A 15,682-nucleotide genomic window follows, 5' to 3' on the forward strand; every position below is an offset into this window, starting at 1 on the left:
CTGCAGGGACACACGACCGCAAATCTGGTGGGCGGAGTGCGACACCTCTTGGCGCTAAACATTCCGCAGAGCGGCCAGTTCTTGCGCGACTTCGTCTATCTCGGCCTCAAGCGCAGCGACGCCGGCGCCCGCGTCTTCCGTTGGGCGCTTGGCAAAACTGCGCCGTTCCTGCGAAGACAGCGGGGTTAGCTAGGCCGGCGACACGAACGATGCAAAAACCCCTGATTTAGTGCGCAGGTGACTGTACGTTCGATTGACGGCCTATCTTACCTGCATATCGGCTGACTTTTTCATCGAATTGTTTTGTTAACGGCGCCATTTCGTCATTTAACCACATAGCTATTAATTACACGGTTACGCATATGTTCAGGATGCTCGCATTGTCCTCCGCTTAGTCCATGTAAAACTGCAATATTGTAGAATAAATCATCGTTCCGAAGTTCGCACACTTCATAACCGTGACGTTTGAAGATGCTACGGATAGCATCACGCTTCGGTTGCTCGAAGTTGTGCTCGACGCTTGCTAGTCCGAAGCAATACCGAGAGAAATCAAAAGCCTCCAATACCGCAAGCTCCGCCCCCTCGATGTCTAGCGACATATAATGTATCTCCGTCGGGGCATTGTAGCGCTCGAGGAGTTCGACTGGATTTAATGTGTCGACCTTCACTATTCCCCTTGTGGCCGACGCCCTCAAGCTCGCCGTATTGCCTTCTGATTCAACCGCAACCAGTTTACTCAAACCGTGCGCATCCTCCAATTCCATACAAATTCTTGACTCTGGCCAGAGTGCACAATTCACGGTGACGCACGACCGATTAGCGCATACGGATTTATAGTAATTTGGATTGGCCTCGACGCATATACCATTCCAGCCAAGCTTTTGTTCCAGATAAATTGTGTTGCTTGTCGTTATCCCGTCAAATGCGCCGAATTCTAAAAAATATCCGTCACGAAGGCCACGGTAACATTCCACCACCCATTGATCCTGCCCAATGTGCGACGCGTAATTCACTGCATTATCATTGTTCAATTGCCTAACCGAAGCTGAATACGGCGCCATTCCTTCGTCAGAATAGCCCGTCAGATCAGCATAAATCATTTATCATCACATGCCTCAGCATGTCCATCATTCTGAAAGATTACCGTAACGACGGGAAAGATAAATAGTCTTGTTGTTATACGCAGTCTCATTGTGATGATATTTATGCAGAATTTCACATCAGGTCTGTCTAATCAGCACGGCAAGCCATAAATCGGATGTTTGTCGAAGTAACAGCCTGCCTCATCGAAAAGAGGGATCGAAACGTAGCACCGGCACGCACGAACCTGTGTCCACTTCGGCGGAAGGCGCTCCAATCCAAACCGGGTTACGGTGCCGGAGGGCTGTCGCAAGGGTCTCCGTTGAGTAGCTCGCATTCTGAAGCTTCTCGTTGAATAAAGAGTGCAGAACACGCGGTCTGAGCGAGAACCGGCCGCATCGGGAGACACCATGACGCCAACCGACAAGATTTCGAGCAAGCCGCTCCTGACCCGCAGCCTCGCCGCTGCCCTCACCTGCCTGGGCCTGGGTGCGGTTGGCCCCTACGCCGCGCACGCCCAGGAGACGCCCGCCTCCGCGGCCCCGCCGGCACCCGTGAAGGCCGTCGAGCGCGGCGATGCCCTCTATGGCCGCCCCGAGGGTGGCGCGGCCTCGAAGCTCGCCCCGGTGGCGGGTCCGCCGCTCGCGACGCCGATCGCCAAGCTGCCGCTCGACAAGCTCAAGGTGCCGGACGGGTTCAAGATCGAGGTCTATGCCAGCGGCATCGCCAATGCCCGCGAGATGACCCAGGCGCCGGACGGGACGCTGTTCGTCGGCACGCGGACCGTGGGCAAGGTCTACGCGGTGCTGCCGCAGGCGGGGCCGGACGGAAAGCGCGAGATCAAGACCATCGCGTCGGGCCTGCACCGGCCGAACGGAGTCGCGTTCCACGACGGCGCCCTCTACGTGGCCGAACTCTCGAAGATCTGGCGCTACGACGACATCGCGAATCATCTCGACGGCTCCGAGGAGCCGACCCTCGTCACTGACGATCTGCCGAAGGACGAGGCCCATGGCTGGAAGTTCATCGCCATTGGACCGGACAACAAGCTCTACGTGCCGATCGGCGCTCCGGGCAACATCGTGATGCCGCCCGACACCCACGCGCAGATCCGCCGGATGGACCTCGACGGCAAGAATCCCGAGGTCATCGCCCGGGGCGTGCGCAACACGGTGGGCTTCGACTGGAACCCGAAGACCAAGCAGCTCTGGTTCACCGATAACGGCCGCGACTGGGTCTCGGAGGATATCCCGAACGACGAGCTGAACGTGCTCACCGAGCCGGGCAAGCAGCATTTCGGCTACCCGTACTGCCACCAGGGCACCTTCACGGATCCGGAATACGGCTGGGGCCATTCCTGCGCCGAGTTCACCGCGCCGACGGGCCTGCTCGGGCCGCATACGGCCTCGCTGGGGATGCGATTCTACACCGGCACGCAGTTCCCGGAGGCCTATCGCGACGCGATCTTCATCGCGCAGCACGGCTCGTGGAATCGCACCACCAAGCTCGGCGGCGCCGTTGTGGTGGCCAAGCCCGGGGCGGACGGCAAGGTCGCGGCGGTCGAGCCGTTCCTCACCGGATTCCTGCAGGACAACAAGTATGTCGGCCGCCCGGTCGATGTGCTGGTGGCCAAGGACGGGTCGCTACTCGTGTCGGACGATTATAACGGCGCGATCTACCGGGTCAGCTACGGCCAGTGATGCAGCATTTCCTCGGGTTACGCGCGATTCGGGGGCTGATTCCGGCCCTCGGATCGCTGTTGGCGGGCGCGGCGCTCGCCGCCCCGGATGCGGCGATGCAGGAGCGTCTCGCCCCCTGCATTGCCTGCCACGGTGCGGGCACGTCCGAGACCGAGGGCATACCCTCGCTCGGCGGCCAGATGCCGGATTACGTGGTCACGCAGCTGTTCCAGTTCCGCGAGAAGCAGCGCGAGGCACCGCCGATGAACGACATCGCCGCCGGGTTCTCCGACGACGACCTGCGCGCCTACGCGGACGCGGTGGGTACGCTGCCGCCGCCGGCCCGGACCGGGGACCCCGCCGATCCGGCCCTGATGGCACGGGCTCAGTCGCTCGTCGCCAAGCACCAATGCACCTCCTGCCACGGCGCCGACCTCGCCGGCCGCGATGCGATCCCGCGCATCCGCGACCAACGGGAAGAGTATCTCCTGAAGGCGCTTGCCGGCTACAAATCGAACGCGCGGCCGGGCTACGACCCTGCCATGAACGAGGTCGCGCAGGAGCTGAGCGAGGCCGACATCAAGGATCTGGCGGCTTACGTATCGCGTCTCTGAGGGCCACTTCGAAACTGCCTGTCCGCCCCTCGACCTCATCCTGAAGTGCCTGCGTCAGCAGGCCTCGAAGGAGGGCTCCAGAGATCGCCGTAGCCTCTGGAATGCTCCTTCGAGGCCTCCGCTGCGCTCCGGCATCTCAGGATGAGGGAGTTGGAGAATCGACTCTCCGATCCCGGTCTCCGCCGTTCCGGCCCGGCCGAGATACCGCGCGTGTCTGTCGGAGGCCGACGAGCAAGTCCGAGCCAGAGCTTGACCGCAGTGCCCCGCAGGCCCACTTCCCGTCCGCCGGGGGCATAGCGGGACGCAAGCCGATGATCGATCTGCATTACTGGCCGACGCCGAACGGCCACAAGATCACGATGTTCCTCGAAGAGGCAGGCCTGCCTTACAAATTTAGTCCGGTCAATATTGGAAAAGGCGAGCAGTTCAACCCAGATTTTCTGAAGATCGCCCCCAATAACCGCATGCCGGCGATCATCGACGACGAGCCGGCCGATGGTGGCGCGCCGGTCTCGCTGTTCGAATCGGGCGCGATCCTGCTCTACCTCGCCGAGAAGACCGGGCGCTTCATCCCCCGCGACCTGCGCGGCCGGGCCGAGGTGCTCCAGTGGCTGTTCTGGCAGATGGGCGGCCTCGGCCCGATGGCCGGCCAGAACCATCACTTCTCGCAATACGCGCCGGAGAAGATCGAGTACGCGATCAAGCGCTACGTCAACGAGACCAACCGGCTCTACGGCGTGCTCGACCGGCGCCTGGCCGACCGCGCGTATGTCGCCGGATCCGAGTATTCCATCGCCGACATGGCCTGCTATCCCTGGATCGTGCCGTGGGAGAAGCAGGGCCAGGATCTCGATTCGCATCCGAACCTGAAGCGCTGGTTCTCGGCGATCGCCGAGCGGCCCGCCACCAAGGCGGCCTATGCCCGGGCGCCGGAGGTCAATCCCGATTTCGGGAAGACCATGAGCGAGGACGCCAAGAAGGTGATGTTCGGCCAGACGGCCGCTAACACCCAGCGCTGACCCGTCCCGATGAGCGAGACGCCGGCCGCGCTGCCCCTGAAGGTGATCCACCGGGGGTGGAACACCTTCGGGATCGCCACCCTCACCCTGGCGGACGGCAGCACCGTGCCGCGGGCGCTGGAGGATCATGGCGAGGCGGCCGTCGTCCTGCCCTATGACCCCGAGCGGCGCGTGGCGCTGCTCGTCCGGCAAGCCCGGGTCGGGCCGGCCTTCTGGGGCGAACCGGCCGATCTCGACGAGGCCCCAGCCGGCGGCCTCGACGGCGGCGAGCCCGAGGCGACCGCGATCCGAGAAGCCATGGAGGAAGCGGGCGTCCGCCTCGCTCACTTGGAGTGCGTGACGCATGCCTACAGCATGCCGAGCGTGTCCTCGGAGCGCCTCTGGCTCTACCTCGCGCCCTATCGCCAGGCCGACAAGGTCGCGGCCGGTGGCGGTTTGCACGCGGAGGGCGAGCAGGTGCTGCCCATCGAGATCCCGCTCGCGGAATTAGGCGAGGCCGCCCGCTCGGGCCGGCTGCCCGATCTCAAGACGCTGGTGCTCGTCCAGGCGCTGATGCTCCGCAACCCCGAATTGTTTGCCGCATGAGCGTTCTGCCCGATGCCCCGGCGCAGGATGTCCTCGCCCGGATGCTGGCCTTCGCCGAGGACGCGGCTGCGCTCGCCCTGCGGATGCGGGTGGCCGGACTGGATATGACCAACAAGGGTCCGGATCTGGGCCAAGCCCTCACCAAGGCCGATCTCGCCGTCAGCCGCTTGGCGCATGACCGGTTCGGCCCGGACCTGATCGAGGAGGAGACGGCCGGCGACCTGAGCCGTGCCGCCGCCTCGGCGATGCTCGCTCGGGACGCCTGGACCTTCGTGGCCGATCCGATCGACGGGACCCGCCCCTTCGCGGGCGGCCTCACGGGCTGGGGCGTGATGGTTGCGGCCTGCCGGTCGGGCTGGCCGCGCATCGGCGTCATGACCCTGCCGGTCTGGAACGAGGATCGCGCCGGCCCCGCCCGGATCCGGTCGGCCGAGGACGCGCGCGGCATCCTGCTGGCGGCCTGCGAGGGTCAGGCCTTCTGGGCGCCTACGCGGGGCGGACGCCCGACCGAGGCGCTGCGGCCGCTGGAACGGCCTGACACGCACACCGGGCATGTCGGCTGGCTCGCCGTCGCGGCGCAGCGCTACACCCTGGATTACGGGCGGGGCTGGTTTCCCTGGGGCGAAGGTGGCGCGATCGCTGATGCCGCCCTGCTGGCGACCGGGCGGCTCGACGCGACCTTGAGCAATCATATGCTCTGGGACCTCGCTCCGGTGCTGCCCGTGTTCGAGGCGCTGGGTTTCCGCTTGGTCCACTGGCCGGATCTCGCGGAGCCGCCGGCCGCGTTCATCGACCTGTTCGATGCCGGGCTCTCGGGCCACGACGATCTCTGGATGATCTGCCGGGATCGGGATCAGGCGGCCGATCTGGCACGGGCGATCCTTCGCGCTTAGAACCGGTCCCGAAGGCCGGCCGCCGACACGTCAGCGCATCGTCGTACGGGTTGTCGCCATCGGCGGCTCATCCGCATTCCCATGCCGCATGATCGCGTCCAGCAGGCCGGGAAAGCGCGCATCGACATCCTCACGCCGGAGCGAGATCAGGCAGCGCATCCCCTCGGGCCGCGTGCGCGTGACTCCGGCCTCGCGCAGGATCTTGAGGTGATGCGTCATCGTCGAGCGCGGCACGCTGTCGGCCAGAAGGTTGCCGGAGGCGTGCTCTGTCCCGTCCTTGAGGTCGGCGACCACGGCGAGCCGCGTTGGATCACTCAGCGCGAACAGGATCCGGTGCAGCGTCAGCTCGGCGGCATCCGGGTGGAAGAACTTGCGTGGGCTCATGGTGGCGATAATGTACGTTCTTCGTCGTACATCGTAAAGCGGGTCGTGCAATGGAACGTATCGCCGTACTCGCCCTCGGGATGTTCGCCCCGGGCCTGGATGCCTACGTCGTCGCCGGCCTGTTGCCGGGGATCGGCGCGAGCTTCGCGATCGCGCCCGGCGAAGCCGGGCAGACCGTGACCGTCTTCACCCTCACCTACGCCCTGGCCGCGCCGGTCTGCGCCACGCTGCTGGCGGGGCGGCCCGTCCGAAAGATCCTAGCGCTGGCGCTCGCGGTCTTCGCGGCCGCCAACGCGCTGAGTGCCTGGGCGGCGGGCCTATGGGGGCTGCTCCTCGCCCGGGCACTCGCCGGCCTTGCCGCGGGTCTGTACGCGCCGGTGGCGGTCGCCGCGGCCGCCACCCTGGCGGATCCACGGCGCAAGGGCCGCGCCCTCGCCGTCACGCTCGGCGGCATGAGCACCGGCACGGTCATCGGCGTGCCGGCCGGTCTCTGGATCGCGCAGCGTCTGGGCTGGCAGGGGACGCTCTTGATGGTCGCGCTGCTCGGCGCCCTGGCGACGGCCGCGATCCTCCTGCGCCTTCCCGATATTCCCGCCCCGGAGCCCCCGTCCTGGCAGGCGCGGGTCGCGCTTCTCGCCGATCCGCAAATCGTCGCCACCGTGGCGGTCTCGTTCCTGACCGCGGTGGCCAGCCTCGGCCTCTACACCTACGTGGCGCCGCTGCTTGATCGCGCGGGGCTCGGCGCGGCTGCGGCATCGTATTTCTGGATCTGGGGCCTTGGCGGCCTCGTCGGCAGCTTCGCGGTCGGCTCCCTGATCGACTGGACGGGCGCGCCCCGGCGTCTGATGGCCCTGATCCTGGCTATCCTGGCCCTGACGCTGGCCGCACTGCCGGCTCTGCTCGGTCTCGGCTTCCTGGGCTTCCTGCCGTTCCTGATCTGGGGTGCGATGGGCTGGGCCTCACAGGCGCCGCAGCAGCACACGCTGCTCAGCCTGAGACCCGACCACGGCAGCGTCGCCGTCGCACTGAACAGCTCCGCGAACTATCTCGGCGGCGCCGTGGGCGCCGCGCTCGGGGGCGTGGTCGTGACGGTGGCGGGCATCACCGCCCTGCCGGTCGCGGCAGCCGGGGTCGCGGTGGCGGCCCTGATGCTGCAGCTCGCGATCCTGACCCGAAGGAAACCGATGGCCGCCTGACACCTGGCGTCACGAACAAAAAGGGGGCGGCGCGCCACATCAAGGCGCGCCGCCCCCTCACCAACTCCGCGCCGTGGGCGCTCAGTTCAGCGTCGCATGGACCGGCCGCCGCTCGGTGCCGACCGTGACGTCGCCGATCATCAGCCCCATCGGGCCGAGCTGCACCGGCACCGTCTCGCCGTCATGGAGCTTGCCGGAGAGCACCAGCTCGGCCAGCGGATCCTGGACGTTCTTCTGGATCACCCGCTTCAGCGGCCGCGCCCCATAGGCCGGGTCGTAGCCCTTGTCGGCGAGCCAGTTCTTGGCCTCCTCGTCCACCGTGAGGGTGATCTTACGGTCGTCCAGCAGCTTCTGCAGCCGCCCGAGCTGGATCTCCACGATCGCCCCCATTTCCGACCGCGCGAGACGGTGGAACAGGATGATCTCGTCGATCCGGTTCAGGAATTCGGGCCGGAAGTGGCTGCGCACCACGCCCATCACCTCGTCCCGTACCGCCTCGGTTTCCGCGCCCGCGGGCTGGTTGACCAGATACTCGGACCCGAGATTCGAGGTCATGATCAGCAGCGTGTTGCGGAAGTCGACCGTGCGCCCCTGCCCGTCGGTGAGCCGCCCGTCGTCGAGCACCTGCAACAGGACGTTGAACACGTCCGGATGCGCCTTCTCGACCTCGTCGAACAGCACGACCTGGTAGGGCCGCCGCCGCACGGCCTCGGTGAGGGCGCCGCCCTCCTCGTAGCCGACATAGCCCGGAGGCGCGCCGATCAGCCGGGCGACCGCGTGCTTCTCCATGTACTCGGACATGTCGATGCGCACGAGCGCCGTATCGTCGTCGAACAGGAAGCCGGCGAGCGCCTTGGTCAGCTCGGTCTTGCCGACGCCCGTGGGCCCGAGGAACATGAACGAGCCGATCGGCCGGTTCGGATCCTGCAGGCCTGCGCGGGCGCGCCGGACCGCGGTCGAGACCGCCTCCACCGCTTCGCGCTGGCCGACCACGCGCTTGGCGAGCGCCTCCTCCATGGCCAGGAGCTTCTCGCGCTCGCCCTCCAGCATCTTGTCTACCGGCACGCCGGTCCAACGGGAGACCACACCGGCGATGTGGGCTGGCGTGACCGCCTCCTCCATCATCGTGTCGCGGCCGTTCTCGGCCTTCGCCTCGATCTCGGCGAGCTGCTTCTCAAGGCCCGGGATCACGCCGTAGGCCAGCTCGCCGGCGCGCTGGTATTGGCCCTGGCGCTGTGCCGCGGCCAGCTCGTTGCGGGCCTCGTCGAGCTTCTTCTTCAGGCCGGCCGCCGTGCCGAGCTTGTCCTTCTCAGCCTTCCAGCGGGCGGTGATCGCCGCCGAGCGCTCTTCGAGATCGCCGAGTTCCTTCTCCAGCCGGACCAGCCGGTCGCGGGAAGCGGAATCGGTCTCCTTCTTGAGCGCCTCCGCCTCGATCTTCAGCCGGACGATCTCGCGGTCGACGTTGTCGAGTTCCTCGGGCTTCGAATCGACCTGCATGCGCAGGCGCGAGCCGGCCTCGTCCACGAGGTCGATCGCCTTGTCGGGCAGGAACCGGTCGGTGATGTAGCGGTTCGACAGCGTCGCCGCCGCCACCAGAGCCGAATCCTGGATGCGCACGCCGTGGTGCTGCTCGTACTTCTCCTTCAGGCCGCGCAGGATCGAGACCGTGTCCTCCACGGTCGGCTCCGAGACGAAGACCGGCTGGAAGCGCCGGGCCAGAGCCGCATCCTTCTCGACGTGCTTGCGGTACTCGTCGAGCGTGGTCGCGCCGACGCAGTGCAGCTCGCCGCGGGCCAGCGCAGGCTTCAGCAGGTTCGAGGCATCCATCGCCCCATCGGCCTTCCCGGCGCCGACCAGCGTATGCATCTCGTCGATGAACAGGATGATCCCACCCGCGGCCGCCGTGACCTCGGAGAGCACGCCCTTCAGCCGCTCCTCGAACTCGCCGCGATACTTCGCGCCGGCGATCAGCGCGCCCATGTCGAGGGCGAGCAGGCTCTTGTCGCGCAAGGATTCAGGCACATCGCCGTTGATGATGCGCAGGGCCAGCCCCTCGACGATCGCGGTCTTGCCGACGCCGGGCTCGCCGATCAGCACCGGATTGTTCTTGGTTCGCCGGGACAGGACCTGGATGGTCCGCCGGATCTCCTCGTCGCGGCCGATCACCGGGTCGAGCGTGCCGTCCCGGGCGGCCTCGGTGAGGTCGCGGGCATACTTCTTCAGCGCGTCGTAGGCGTTCTCGGCCGAAGCGTTGTCGGCGGTGCGGCCCTTGCGCAGGGCGTTGATGGCGCCGTTCAGCGAGGCGGGGGTGACGCCCGCCGCCTGGAGCGCCCGGCCGGCCTCGGAATCCTTCTCCACCGCCAGGGCGAGGAGCAGACGCTCCACGGTGACGTAGGAATCGCCCGCCTTCTCGGCGGCCTTCTCGGCGGTGTCGAACAGGCGCATCAGCTCACGCGTCGCCTGCGGGGCGGACGCGTTGCCCGAGACCTTCGGCTGCTTGGCGAGCCACTGCTCGGTCTGGGCCAGAGCGACGCGCGACTGACCGCCGGCGCGGTCGATCAGGCCGGCGCATAGGCCCTCCGGATCGTCGAGCAGCACCTTGAGCAGGTGGCCCGGCTGCAATTGCGGATGTCCCTCGCGCATCGCGAGGTTCTGCGCCGCCTGCACGAAGCCGCGGGCGCGTTCGGTGTATTTCTCAAAGTTCATGCACAACCCTCCCGTACCGGCATCCGCCGCCCAAGATGAGGCACGGCGCCACCGAAACGTCGCCCTCCGGCACAGCGCCGCACGAGGGCCCCGGCGCCAATGGTGGCCGCCGGTAGACCGGATGTGGTGTTGCAATTGAGCACCACAAGGGGCGGCGAAGCTCTTGCGCGGCGGATCATTTCAGGGCCACGCTGCGTGCATGACCGATGCGATTCACGTCAGCGCCTTGTACCGCTATCCGGTGAAGGGCCTGAGCCCCGAACCCGTCGAGCGGGCCGACCTCGAGACCAGCGGATTTTTCCCCGGCGACCGGCTCTACGCCATCGAGAACGGGCCCTCGGGCTTCAACGCGGTGGCGCCCCGGCACCAGCCCAAGACCAAGTACCTGATGCTGATGCGCGACGAGGCCCTGGCCCGGTTGCGCACCCGCTACGACGATGCCACGGCGACGCTGACCGTGGAGGGCTGCGGCGATCCGCAGAGCTTCCGCCTCGATACCGAGGCCGGACGCGACGGCCTCGCCGACCTGATGCGCCGGTTCGTCCCCGAGAGTCTGCGCGGCGACCCGAAGGTCCTCGAAGCGCCGCCGCAATACCGGTTCACCGACTCACCCACCGGCTATGTCTCGCTGATCAACCGAGCGAGCGTGGCGGCGGTGGAGGATTACATCGGCACGCCGGTAGATCCCCTGCGCTTCCGCGGCAACCTGCTGATCGAGGGGCTCGCCCCCTTCGCCGAGTTGGAGATGGTCGGCCAAGTGATCGAGGCGCCGAGCGGGCTTCGGCTCAAGATCACCAAGCGGACGGTGCGGTGCGCGGCCACCAATGTCGATCCGACCAGCGGCATCCGCGACTGCGATATCCCCTGGACCCTGGACGCGCGGCTCGGCCACCGCGATCTCGGCGTCTACGCGGAGGTGATCGCGGGTGGCGCGATCGCGCGCGGCGACACCTTGCGGCCTGTGGGCTGAGCGGCGGCGGGCGGCTCCGAAGCCCCTAGCGGGATAATCCGAGCGTCTCCGGATTGCGGTGCAGGGTGTCTACAATCCGCCGCCGCACGTATATGTGGAGCGTGCCGCAGCCTCGGAGCGCGCGATGAAGCAAGTCCTGGTAACCGGGGCGGCCGGGTTCATCGGCTATCACGTGGCCACACGCTGCCTGGAGGCCGGCTGCCGTGTCGTCGGGCTCGATAACCTGAACGGGTATTACGACGTCGCGCTGAAGGAGAGCCGACTCGCCGCGCTCAGGCGTTTCGACGGATTCACGTTCCGGAAGATCGACCTGGCCGACCGGGCAGCCACGGAGGCGGTGTTCCGGGAGCAGGCCTTCGACACGGTCATCCACCTCGCCGCGCAGGCGGGCGTGCGCCACTCGATCGAGAACCCGCACGCCTACGCGCGGAGCAACATCGACGGCTTTCTCAATGTACTGGAGGGCTGCCGGCACGCGCGGATCGGCCACCTGCTCTACGCCTCGTCGAGCTCGGTCTACGGGGCGGTGACGCGGATGCCGTTCTCGGTCCACCAGAACGTCGATCATCCGGTCAGCCTCTACGCGGCGACCAAGAAGGCGAACGAACTCTTCGCCCACAGCTACAGCCACCTCTACGGCATCCCGTGCAGCGGCCTGCGTTTCTTCACGGTCTACGGCCCCTGGGGCCGTCCCGACATGGCGCTGTTCCTGTTCACCCGGGCGATCCTGGCAGACGAGCCCATCCGGGTGTTCGGCCACGGCCGGATGCAGCGCGATTTCACCTATATCGACGACGTCGTCGAAGGCGTCGTGCGCCTCGCCGGGACGCCGGCGTCACGCAATCCCGACTGGAATTCGGACGCGCCCGATCCCGGCAGCAGCAGCGCCCCCTATCGGGTCTACAACATCGGCACCCACCAGCCGGTACCGTTGCTGCGCCTGATCGAGATCCTGGAAGACTGCCTGGGCCGCAAGGCGCGCAAGGAATTCCTGCCGATGCAGCCCGGCGACGTGCCCGCCACCTACGCGGATGTCGAGGATCTCGCGGCCGCGGTCGGGTATGCGCCGAGCACGCCCATCGAGGTCGGCGTGGAGCGGTTCGTCCGCTGGTATCGGGATCACTACCGGGTCTGATCGACTTGGCGGAGACGGCCGTGCGGGTACGGCCGGGCATGACCCTCCGCAGAGTTGCGTCGGCACGTCAACGCATCCTCCGCTTGGGTCCGAGCCGGCCGCAGGCATTCTTCGACAAACCAGCAGACCAGTTTGCGAAACTGGCTCAGTACCGATCTTCCGACGTCACGCCGCCGCCCGGCTCGACATCGGGCGAGGCGTTTGGCGACGGCTCTTCCCGGTCCGGACGCGGCCGGCTCGCCGCGCGCCGGGGGGGCGGTGCCACCTTCTGCGCGGTGCTGGGGGCCGCGGCCTTTCCGGGTGGACCGGCCGGTCCGGGCGGCCCCACCGGCCCCTGGGCTCCGCGCGGTCCGGCGGGGCCCATCGGGCCCATCACCCCGGACGGGCCAGTCTCCCCGGCAGGACCGGTTTCGCCAACCGGCCCTGGCCGACCGGGCTCGCCCTGTACGCCTGCAATCCCTGCCGGACCGACCGGGCCCGGCATCCCCGTCGCGCCCGCCTCGCCGGTTCGGCCGGTCTCCCCCCTCGGACCCGGCTCACCACGGAGACCCTGCGGTCCGGGCGGTCCGACGATGCCGGGGGCCTGAGGACCCTGCTGCCCACAGCCGCTGACCACGACACCGCGGGATTGCTTCGGCGTCCGAAGCGTCGCGATGCAGGTCTCCGGATGATAGACGACCCGGAACTCGAAATAGCCGTTGCTGTCGGTCCGCTGCGGATACCGGCCGTCGAGCGTGATCTCGACGTCCGGATCGTCGGCATATCCGATGACCCAGAGGTCGCCCCCGGTGATCTTCGCCGCCTCGATCCGCATCTCGGCCCTGGCGGGAGCCGCCCACGCGGCCCAGACCGCGGCCATCCCGCAGAGGGCGTTGCGCTTTCGCGCTGCGCACATACCAATTTCCATGATCATTTGCACGGATACCATGCCGCACAGCTCAGGTTAAGCAATAACCTTATCAATATACCGCGTGTGGAAAACCGCAGTTTTCCAACGGTCATTCCGCAAATGCGGAATACGCAAGCAATTGATGCCCGAATGCTCGGCAACCGTCCGCCCCGGCCGTCGCCGCAGATCGCCCCCGGTGAGGGGCGCGCCGGGCCGAAGGTTTCACGCGCGGCGCCGACATTCCGGTCGCACGGGTAACGCGCCGACCTGCCCGCTCAGGCGGCTTCGATGTGGTTTGCGAACACCTTGGCCTCCAGTTCACACGCCGGCATCGGCCGACCGAAGTGGTAGCCCTGGAGAAACGGGCAGCCCATCGTCTGAAGGGTACGGAGATCCTCGTCGGATTCGACACCCTCGGCCACGACCTCGAGCCCGAGCATGCGACCCAGGCCCAGCACCGCGAGGACCAAACCGCGCTTGTCGTCCGAGGCGCTGAGCCCCGTGACGAAGCTCCGATCGATCTTGATCCGGTCCGCCCGAAGCTGGCGCAGCGACGACAGCGACGAGTAACCGATGCCGAAATCGTCGAGCGCCACGCGAATGCCCGCCCGCGACAGGGCCTGGAGCTTGCCCTGAACGGCCGCGATATCGAGGGCGGTCTCCTCGGTGATCTCGATCTCCAGCATGGCGGCCGGCAGGTCGAGGCCCCGCAAGCGCTCGATGACGATCTCGTCCACCGGCACCTGTGCCATCTCCTGAGGGGAGACGTTCATGGCGACGCGGACATTCGCGAGCCCCCGGCCACGCAGGATCTGCATCATCGCGCAGACCTGTTCGAGGATGTAGCGCAGCAGTGACTCGGTCAGCCCCGCGGTCGCCGCCGTGGCCACCAGATCGGGCGGCGCGATCCAGCCGAGCCGCGGATGCTGCCAGCGCACCAGGGCCTCGAGTCCCACCAGCGTCTGGGCGTCCATGCTGTAGATCGGCTGGAACCACACCTCCGGAGTACCCTCCGCCAGGGCCGTCGAGAGGTCGCGCTCCAGATCGCGACGGATCTGCAGCCGCTCGCGCAGACCCGCATCGAACATCCGATAGTGGTTCCGACCGGCCGCCTTGGCGGCGTACAGAGCCGCGTCGGCGCAGCTCAGCATCTCCGTCAGGCTCGGTTCCGGGCCGGGATGAACGCCGATGCTCACGCCGAGCCGACCCGCGTCGAAACCATCCAGGGGCTGCGCGACCGCCGCGACGAGGGCCGCCGCCAGCCGATCGTGCGGCATGCCGGACGCGGCGGGGTCGTACAGCACCGCGAACTCGTCGCCCCCGAGCCGCGCTGCGAGGCCGCTCTCCGGCAGCTCCGCGCGGATGCGCCGGGCGACCTCGACCAGCACCCGGTCGCCGGCCTTGTGGCCGTACACGTCGTTGACGAGCTTGAAGCCGTCGAGATCGAGCAGCAGCAGGCTGATCGACCCGGTCGGGAGGCGACTCTCAGCTTGCTGGATGAAACCCGCTCGGTTGAGCAGACCCGTCAGGTCGTCATGCGTGGCGCGTCGGCGCATCTCGTCTGCCAGGGCGCTCACGCTGGCATGGGCCTCCGCACGTGACCGCGCCAGCGCGGTCGCCTCGTTCTTGATCCGGCTCGCCTCCCGGAAACCGGCCTCGCTCCGGAACGCCGTATGCGTCAGGGCGAGGAGGTAGAGCAGCACGCAAGCCGCAAGGCAGGTCCGGTCGAAGTCGCCGACAGCGACGAGGCAGATGGTGACCGAGAGCAGCGGCGACAGGATGAAGGCCAGCGGGATCCGCGCATATGCGGTCCCGTGCGTGACTGCGCCAGCGGTAATGCCGCAGGTGATTGCGAGGTAGAACAGGGTCTGCGTCGAGGTGTAGCCTTCGCAGAGGAGCGGCTGGCAGGCCCAGACCAGGCCGGACAGGAACGCCGCCGCGATGCAGGCGCGCAGGTGTCGATCGACCGATTGCGTGGCCGCGGCGGCCATGGCCGGGGGCGTCTCCGACGTCAGGCCCAACCCGAGACAGGTCGCACGGCACAGGCCGATCCGAGCCAGGTTCACGATCGTGGAGAACGCGAACCAGAGGGCGCCGGCTTCACCGTGCCCACTGTGATACGCGACCAGCATGCTCGCGAGCCCGAGCAGCATGTTGACCGGGATCGCCGTCAGCACGCTGCCGCGCATGGCTTCGAGCTGGTCCCTCCGAACGAGCGCAAGCGAGAGCGCCCCGGCCGGAAGCACCGTCTTACCCAAGCCCGGAGGCACCGGAACCGACATCTCCTGATCCCGAACAATCATCGCGCGCCCATTCAGCGACGCCCGATGATGCTTCATGAATCGTAAGATAATGTTGCAGGGCAACCGGCGTCTACAGATGGCCGGGATTGAGCCGAGCTTTGGGCATCGCCTGTCTTCTGACGCGGTGACGCCGGTTCGGCCTACGTGACGAAATCAAAACAAAGCGCTGGATCCGCTGTCGATCGCCACGCTGCGGCATGCGACACGCGCATAGGAAGTTTTGGTCATG

At 67.1% G+C, this 15,682-nt stretch carries 13 protein-coding genes; 8 read left to right on the forward strand and 5 right to left on the reverse strand.

All coding sequences use genetic code 11. The features are described from left to right. Positions 1-323: 323 nt before the first annotated feature. Positions 324-1,100 (reverse strand): FkbM family methyltransferase, encoded by a 777-nt coding sequence (locus tag MKK84_RS07380; protein WP_243918147.1) that lies wholly within the window; start codon positions 1,098-1,100, stop codon positions 324-326. Positions 1,101-1,490: 390 nt separating this feature from the next. Here MKK84_RS07380 and MKK84_RS07385 point away from each other — a divergent pair, with 390 nt between their 5' ends. From MKK84_RS07385 to MKK84_RS07405, 5 genes are all read left to right on the forward strand, one after another. Next, positions 1,491-2,780 (forward strand): PQQ-dependent sugar dehydrogenase, encoded by a 1,290-nt coding sequence (locus MKK84_RS07385; protein ID WP_243918149.1) that lies wholly within the window; start codon positions 1,491-1,493, stop codon positions 2,778-2,780. Then, positions 2,780-3,373: a c-type cytochrome gene (locus tag MKK84_RS07390; RefSeq protein WP_313899321.1), complete on the forward strand. Its 594-nt coding sequence runs from the start codon at positions 2,780-2,782 to the stop codon at positions 3,371-3,373. The genes MKK84_RS07385 and MKK84_RS07390 overlap by 1 nt, the downstream gene beginning before the upstream one ends. Before the next feature lie 311 nt (positions 3,374-3,684). Next, on the forward strand, positions 3,685-4,392 hold the full coding sequence (locus MKK84_RS07395; RefSeq protein WP_243918152.1) for a glutathione binding-like protein: 708 nt from the start codon (positions 3,685-3,687) through the stop codon (positions 4,390-4,392). A gap of 9 nt (positions 4,393-4,401) precedes the next feature. Continuing rightward, positions 4,402-4,977 (forward strand): NUDIX domain-containing protein, encoded by a 576-nt coding sequence (locus MKK84_RS07400; protein ID WP_243918154.1) that lies wholly within the window; start codon positions 4,402-4,404, stop codon positions 4,975-4,977. Next, positions 4,974-5,870, forward strand: coding sequence for an inositol monophosphatase family protein (locus MKK84_RS07405; RefSeq protein ID WP_243918156.1), 897 nt, complete (start codon positions 4,974-4,976; stop codon positions 5,868-5,870). Before MKK84_RS07400 ends, MKK84_RS07405 begins: the two co-directional genes overlap by 4 nt. Positions 5,871-5,900: 30 nt before the next feature. Here MKK84_RS07405 and MKK84_RS07410 read toward each other — a convergent pair whose 3' ends face one another. Next, positions 5,901-6,254, reverse strand: a complete 354-nt coding sequence (locus MKK84_RS07410; RefSeq protein ID WP_243918158.1) for an ArsR/SmtB family transcription factor — start codon at positions 6,252-6,254, stop codon at positions 5,901-5,903. Between the two features lie 50 nt (positions 6,255-6,304). On the opposite strand from MKK84_RS07410, the gene MKK84_RS07415 reads away from it, so the two are divergent. Next, positions 6,305-7,450 (forward strand): MFS transporter, encoded by a 1,146-nt coding sequence (locus tag MKK84_RS07415; protein WP_243918160.1) that lies wholly within the window; start codon positions 6,305-6,307, stop codon positions 7,448-7,450. Positions 7,451-7,531: 81 nt separating this feature from the next. Here MKK84_RS07415 and clpB read toward each other — a convergent pair whose 3' ends face one another. Continuing rightward, the gene (gene clpB / locus MKK84_RS07420) at positions 7,532-10,156 is read right to left on the reverse strand and encodes an ATP-dependent chaperone ClpB (RefSeq protein ID WP_243918162.1); all 2,625 of its coding nucleotides are present in this window, start codon (positions 10,154-10,156) and stop codon (positions 7,532-7,534) included. A 199-nt stretch (positions 10,157-10,355) separates the two neighbouring features. Here clpB and MKK84_RS07425 point away from each other — a divergent pair, with 199 nt between their 5' ends. Continuing rightward, the gene (locus MKK84_RS07425) at positions 10,356-11,126 is read left to right on the forward strand and encodes an MOSC domain-containing protein (RefSeq protein WP_243918164.1); all 771 of its coding nucleotides are present in this window, start codon (positions 10,356-10,358) and stop codon (positions 11,124-11,126) included. A gap of 124 nt (positions 11,127-11,250) precedes the next feature. After that, the gene (locus MKK84_RS07430; RefSeq protein WP_243918166.1) at positions 11,251-12,261 is read left to right on the forward strand and encodes an NAD-dependent epimerase; all 1,011 of its coding nucleotides are present in this window, start codon (positions 11,251-11,253) and stop codon (positions 12,259-12,261) included. Between the two features lie 145 nt (positions 12,262-12,406). Here MKK84_RS07430 and MKK84_RS07435 read toward each other — a convergent pair whose 3' ends face one another. Next, positions 12,407-13,156, reverse strand: a complete 750-nt coding sequence (locus MKK84_RS07435; RefSeq protein WP_243918168.1) for a collagen-like protein — start codon at positions 13,154-13,156, stop codon at positions 12,407-12,409. A 269-nt stretch (positions 13,157-13,425) separates the two neighbouring features. Beyond that, a complete protein-coding gene (locus MKK84_RS07440) occupies positions 13,426-15,339 on the reverse strand; it encodes a putative bifunctional diguanylate cyclase/phosphodiesterase (protein ID WP_243918355.1) in 1,914 nt (637 codons plus the stop codon). Positions 15,340-15,682: the final 343 nt, after the last annotated feature.

This window comes from Methylobacterium sp. E-065 (assembly GCF_022829605.1).
Taxonomy (GTDB): Bacteria; Pseudomonadota; Alphaproteobacteria; order Rhizobiales; family Beijerinckiaceae; genus Methylobacterium.

Coding starts and splice junctions, on each gene's coding strand:
- MKK84_RS07380 (WP_243918147.1), bottom strand. CDS start 1,100: ATGATTTATGCTGATCTGACGGGCTATTCTGACGAAGGAATGGCGCCG.
- MKK84_RS07385 (WP_243918149.1), top strand. CDS start 1,491: ATGACGCCAACCGACAAGATTTCGAGCAAGCCGCTCCTGACCCGCAGC.
- MKK84_RS07390 (WP_313899321.1), top strand. CDS start 2,780: ATGCAGCATTTCCTCGGGTTACGCGCGATTCGGGGGCTGATTCCGGCC.
- MKK84_RS07395 (WP_243918152.1), top strand. CDS start 3,685: ATGATCGATCTGCATTACTGGCCGACGCCGAACGGCCACAAGATCACG.
- MKK84_RS07400 (WP_243918154.1), top strand. CDS start 4,402: ATGAGCGAGACGCCGGCCGCGCTGCCCCTGAAGGTGATCCACCGGGGG.
- MKK84_RS07405 (WP_243918156.1), top strand. CDS start 4,974: ATGAGCGTTCTGCCCGATGCCCCGGCGCAGGATGTCCTCGCCCGGATG.
- MKK84_RS07410 (WP_243918158.1), bottom strand. CDS start 6,254: ATGAGCCCACGCAAGTTCTTCCACCCGGATGCCGCCGAGCTGACGCTG.
- MKK84_RS07415 (WP_243918160.1), top strand. CDS start 6,305: ATGGAACGTATCGCCGTACTCGCCCTCGGGATGTTCGCCCCGGGCCTG.
- clpB (WP_243918162.1), bottom strand. CDS start 10,156: ATGAACTTTGAGAAATACACCGAACGCGCCCGCGGCTTCGTGCAGGCG.
- MKK84_RS07425 (WP_243918164.1), top strand. CDS start 10,356: ATGACCGATGCGATTCACGTCAGCGCCTTGTACCGCTATCCGGTGAAG.
- MKK84_RS07430 (WP_243918166.1), top strand. CDS start 11,251: ATGAAGCAAGTCCTGGTAACCGGGGCGGCCGGGTTCATCGGCTATCAC.
- MKK84_RS07435 (WP_243918168.1), bottom strand. CDS start 13,156: ATGTGCGCAGCGCGAAAGCGCAACGCCCTCTGCGGGATGGCCGCGGTC.
- MKK84_RS07440 (WP_243918355.1), bottom strand. CDS start 15,339: ATGCGCGGCAGCGTGCTGACGGCGATCCCGGTCAACATGCTGCTCGGG.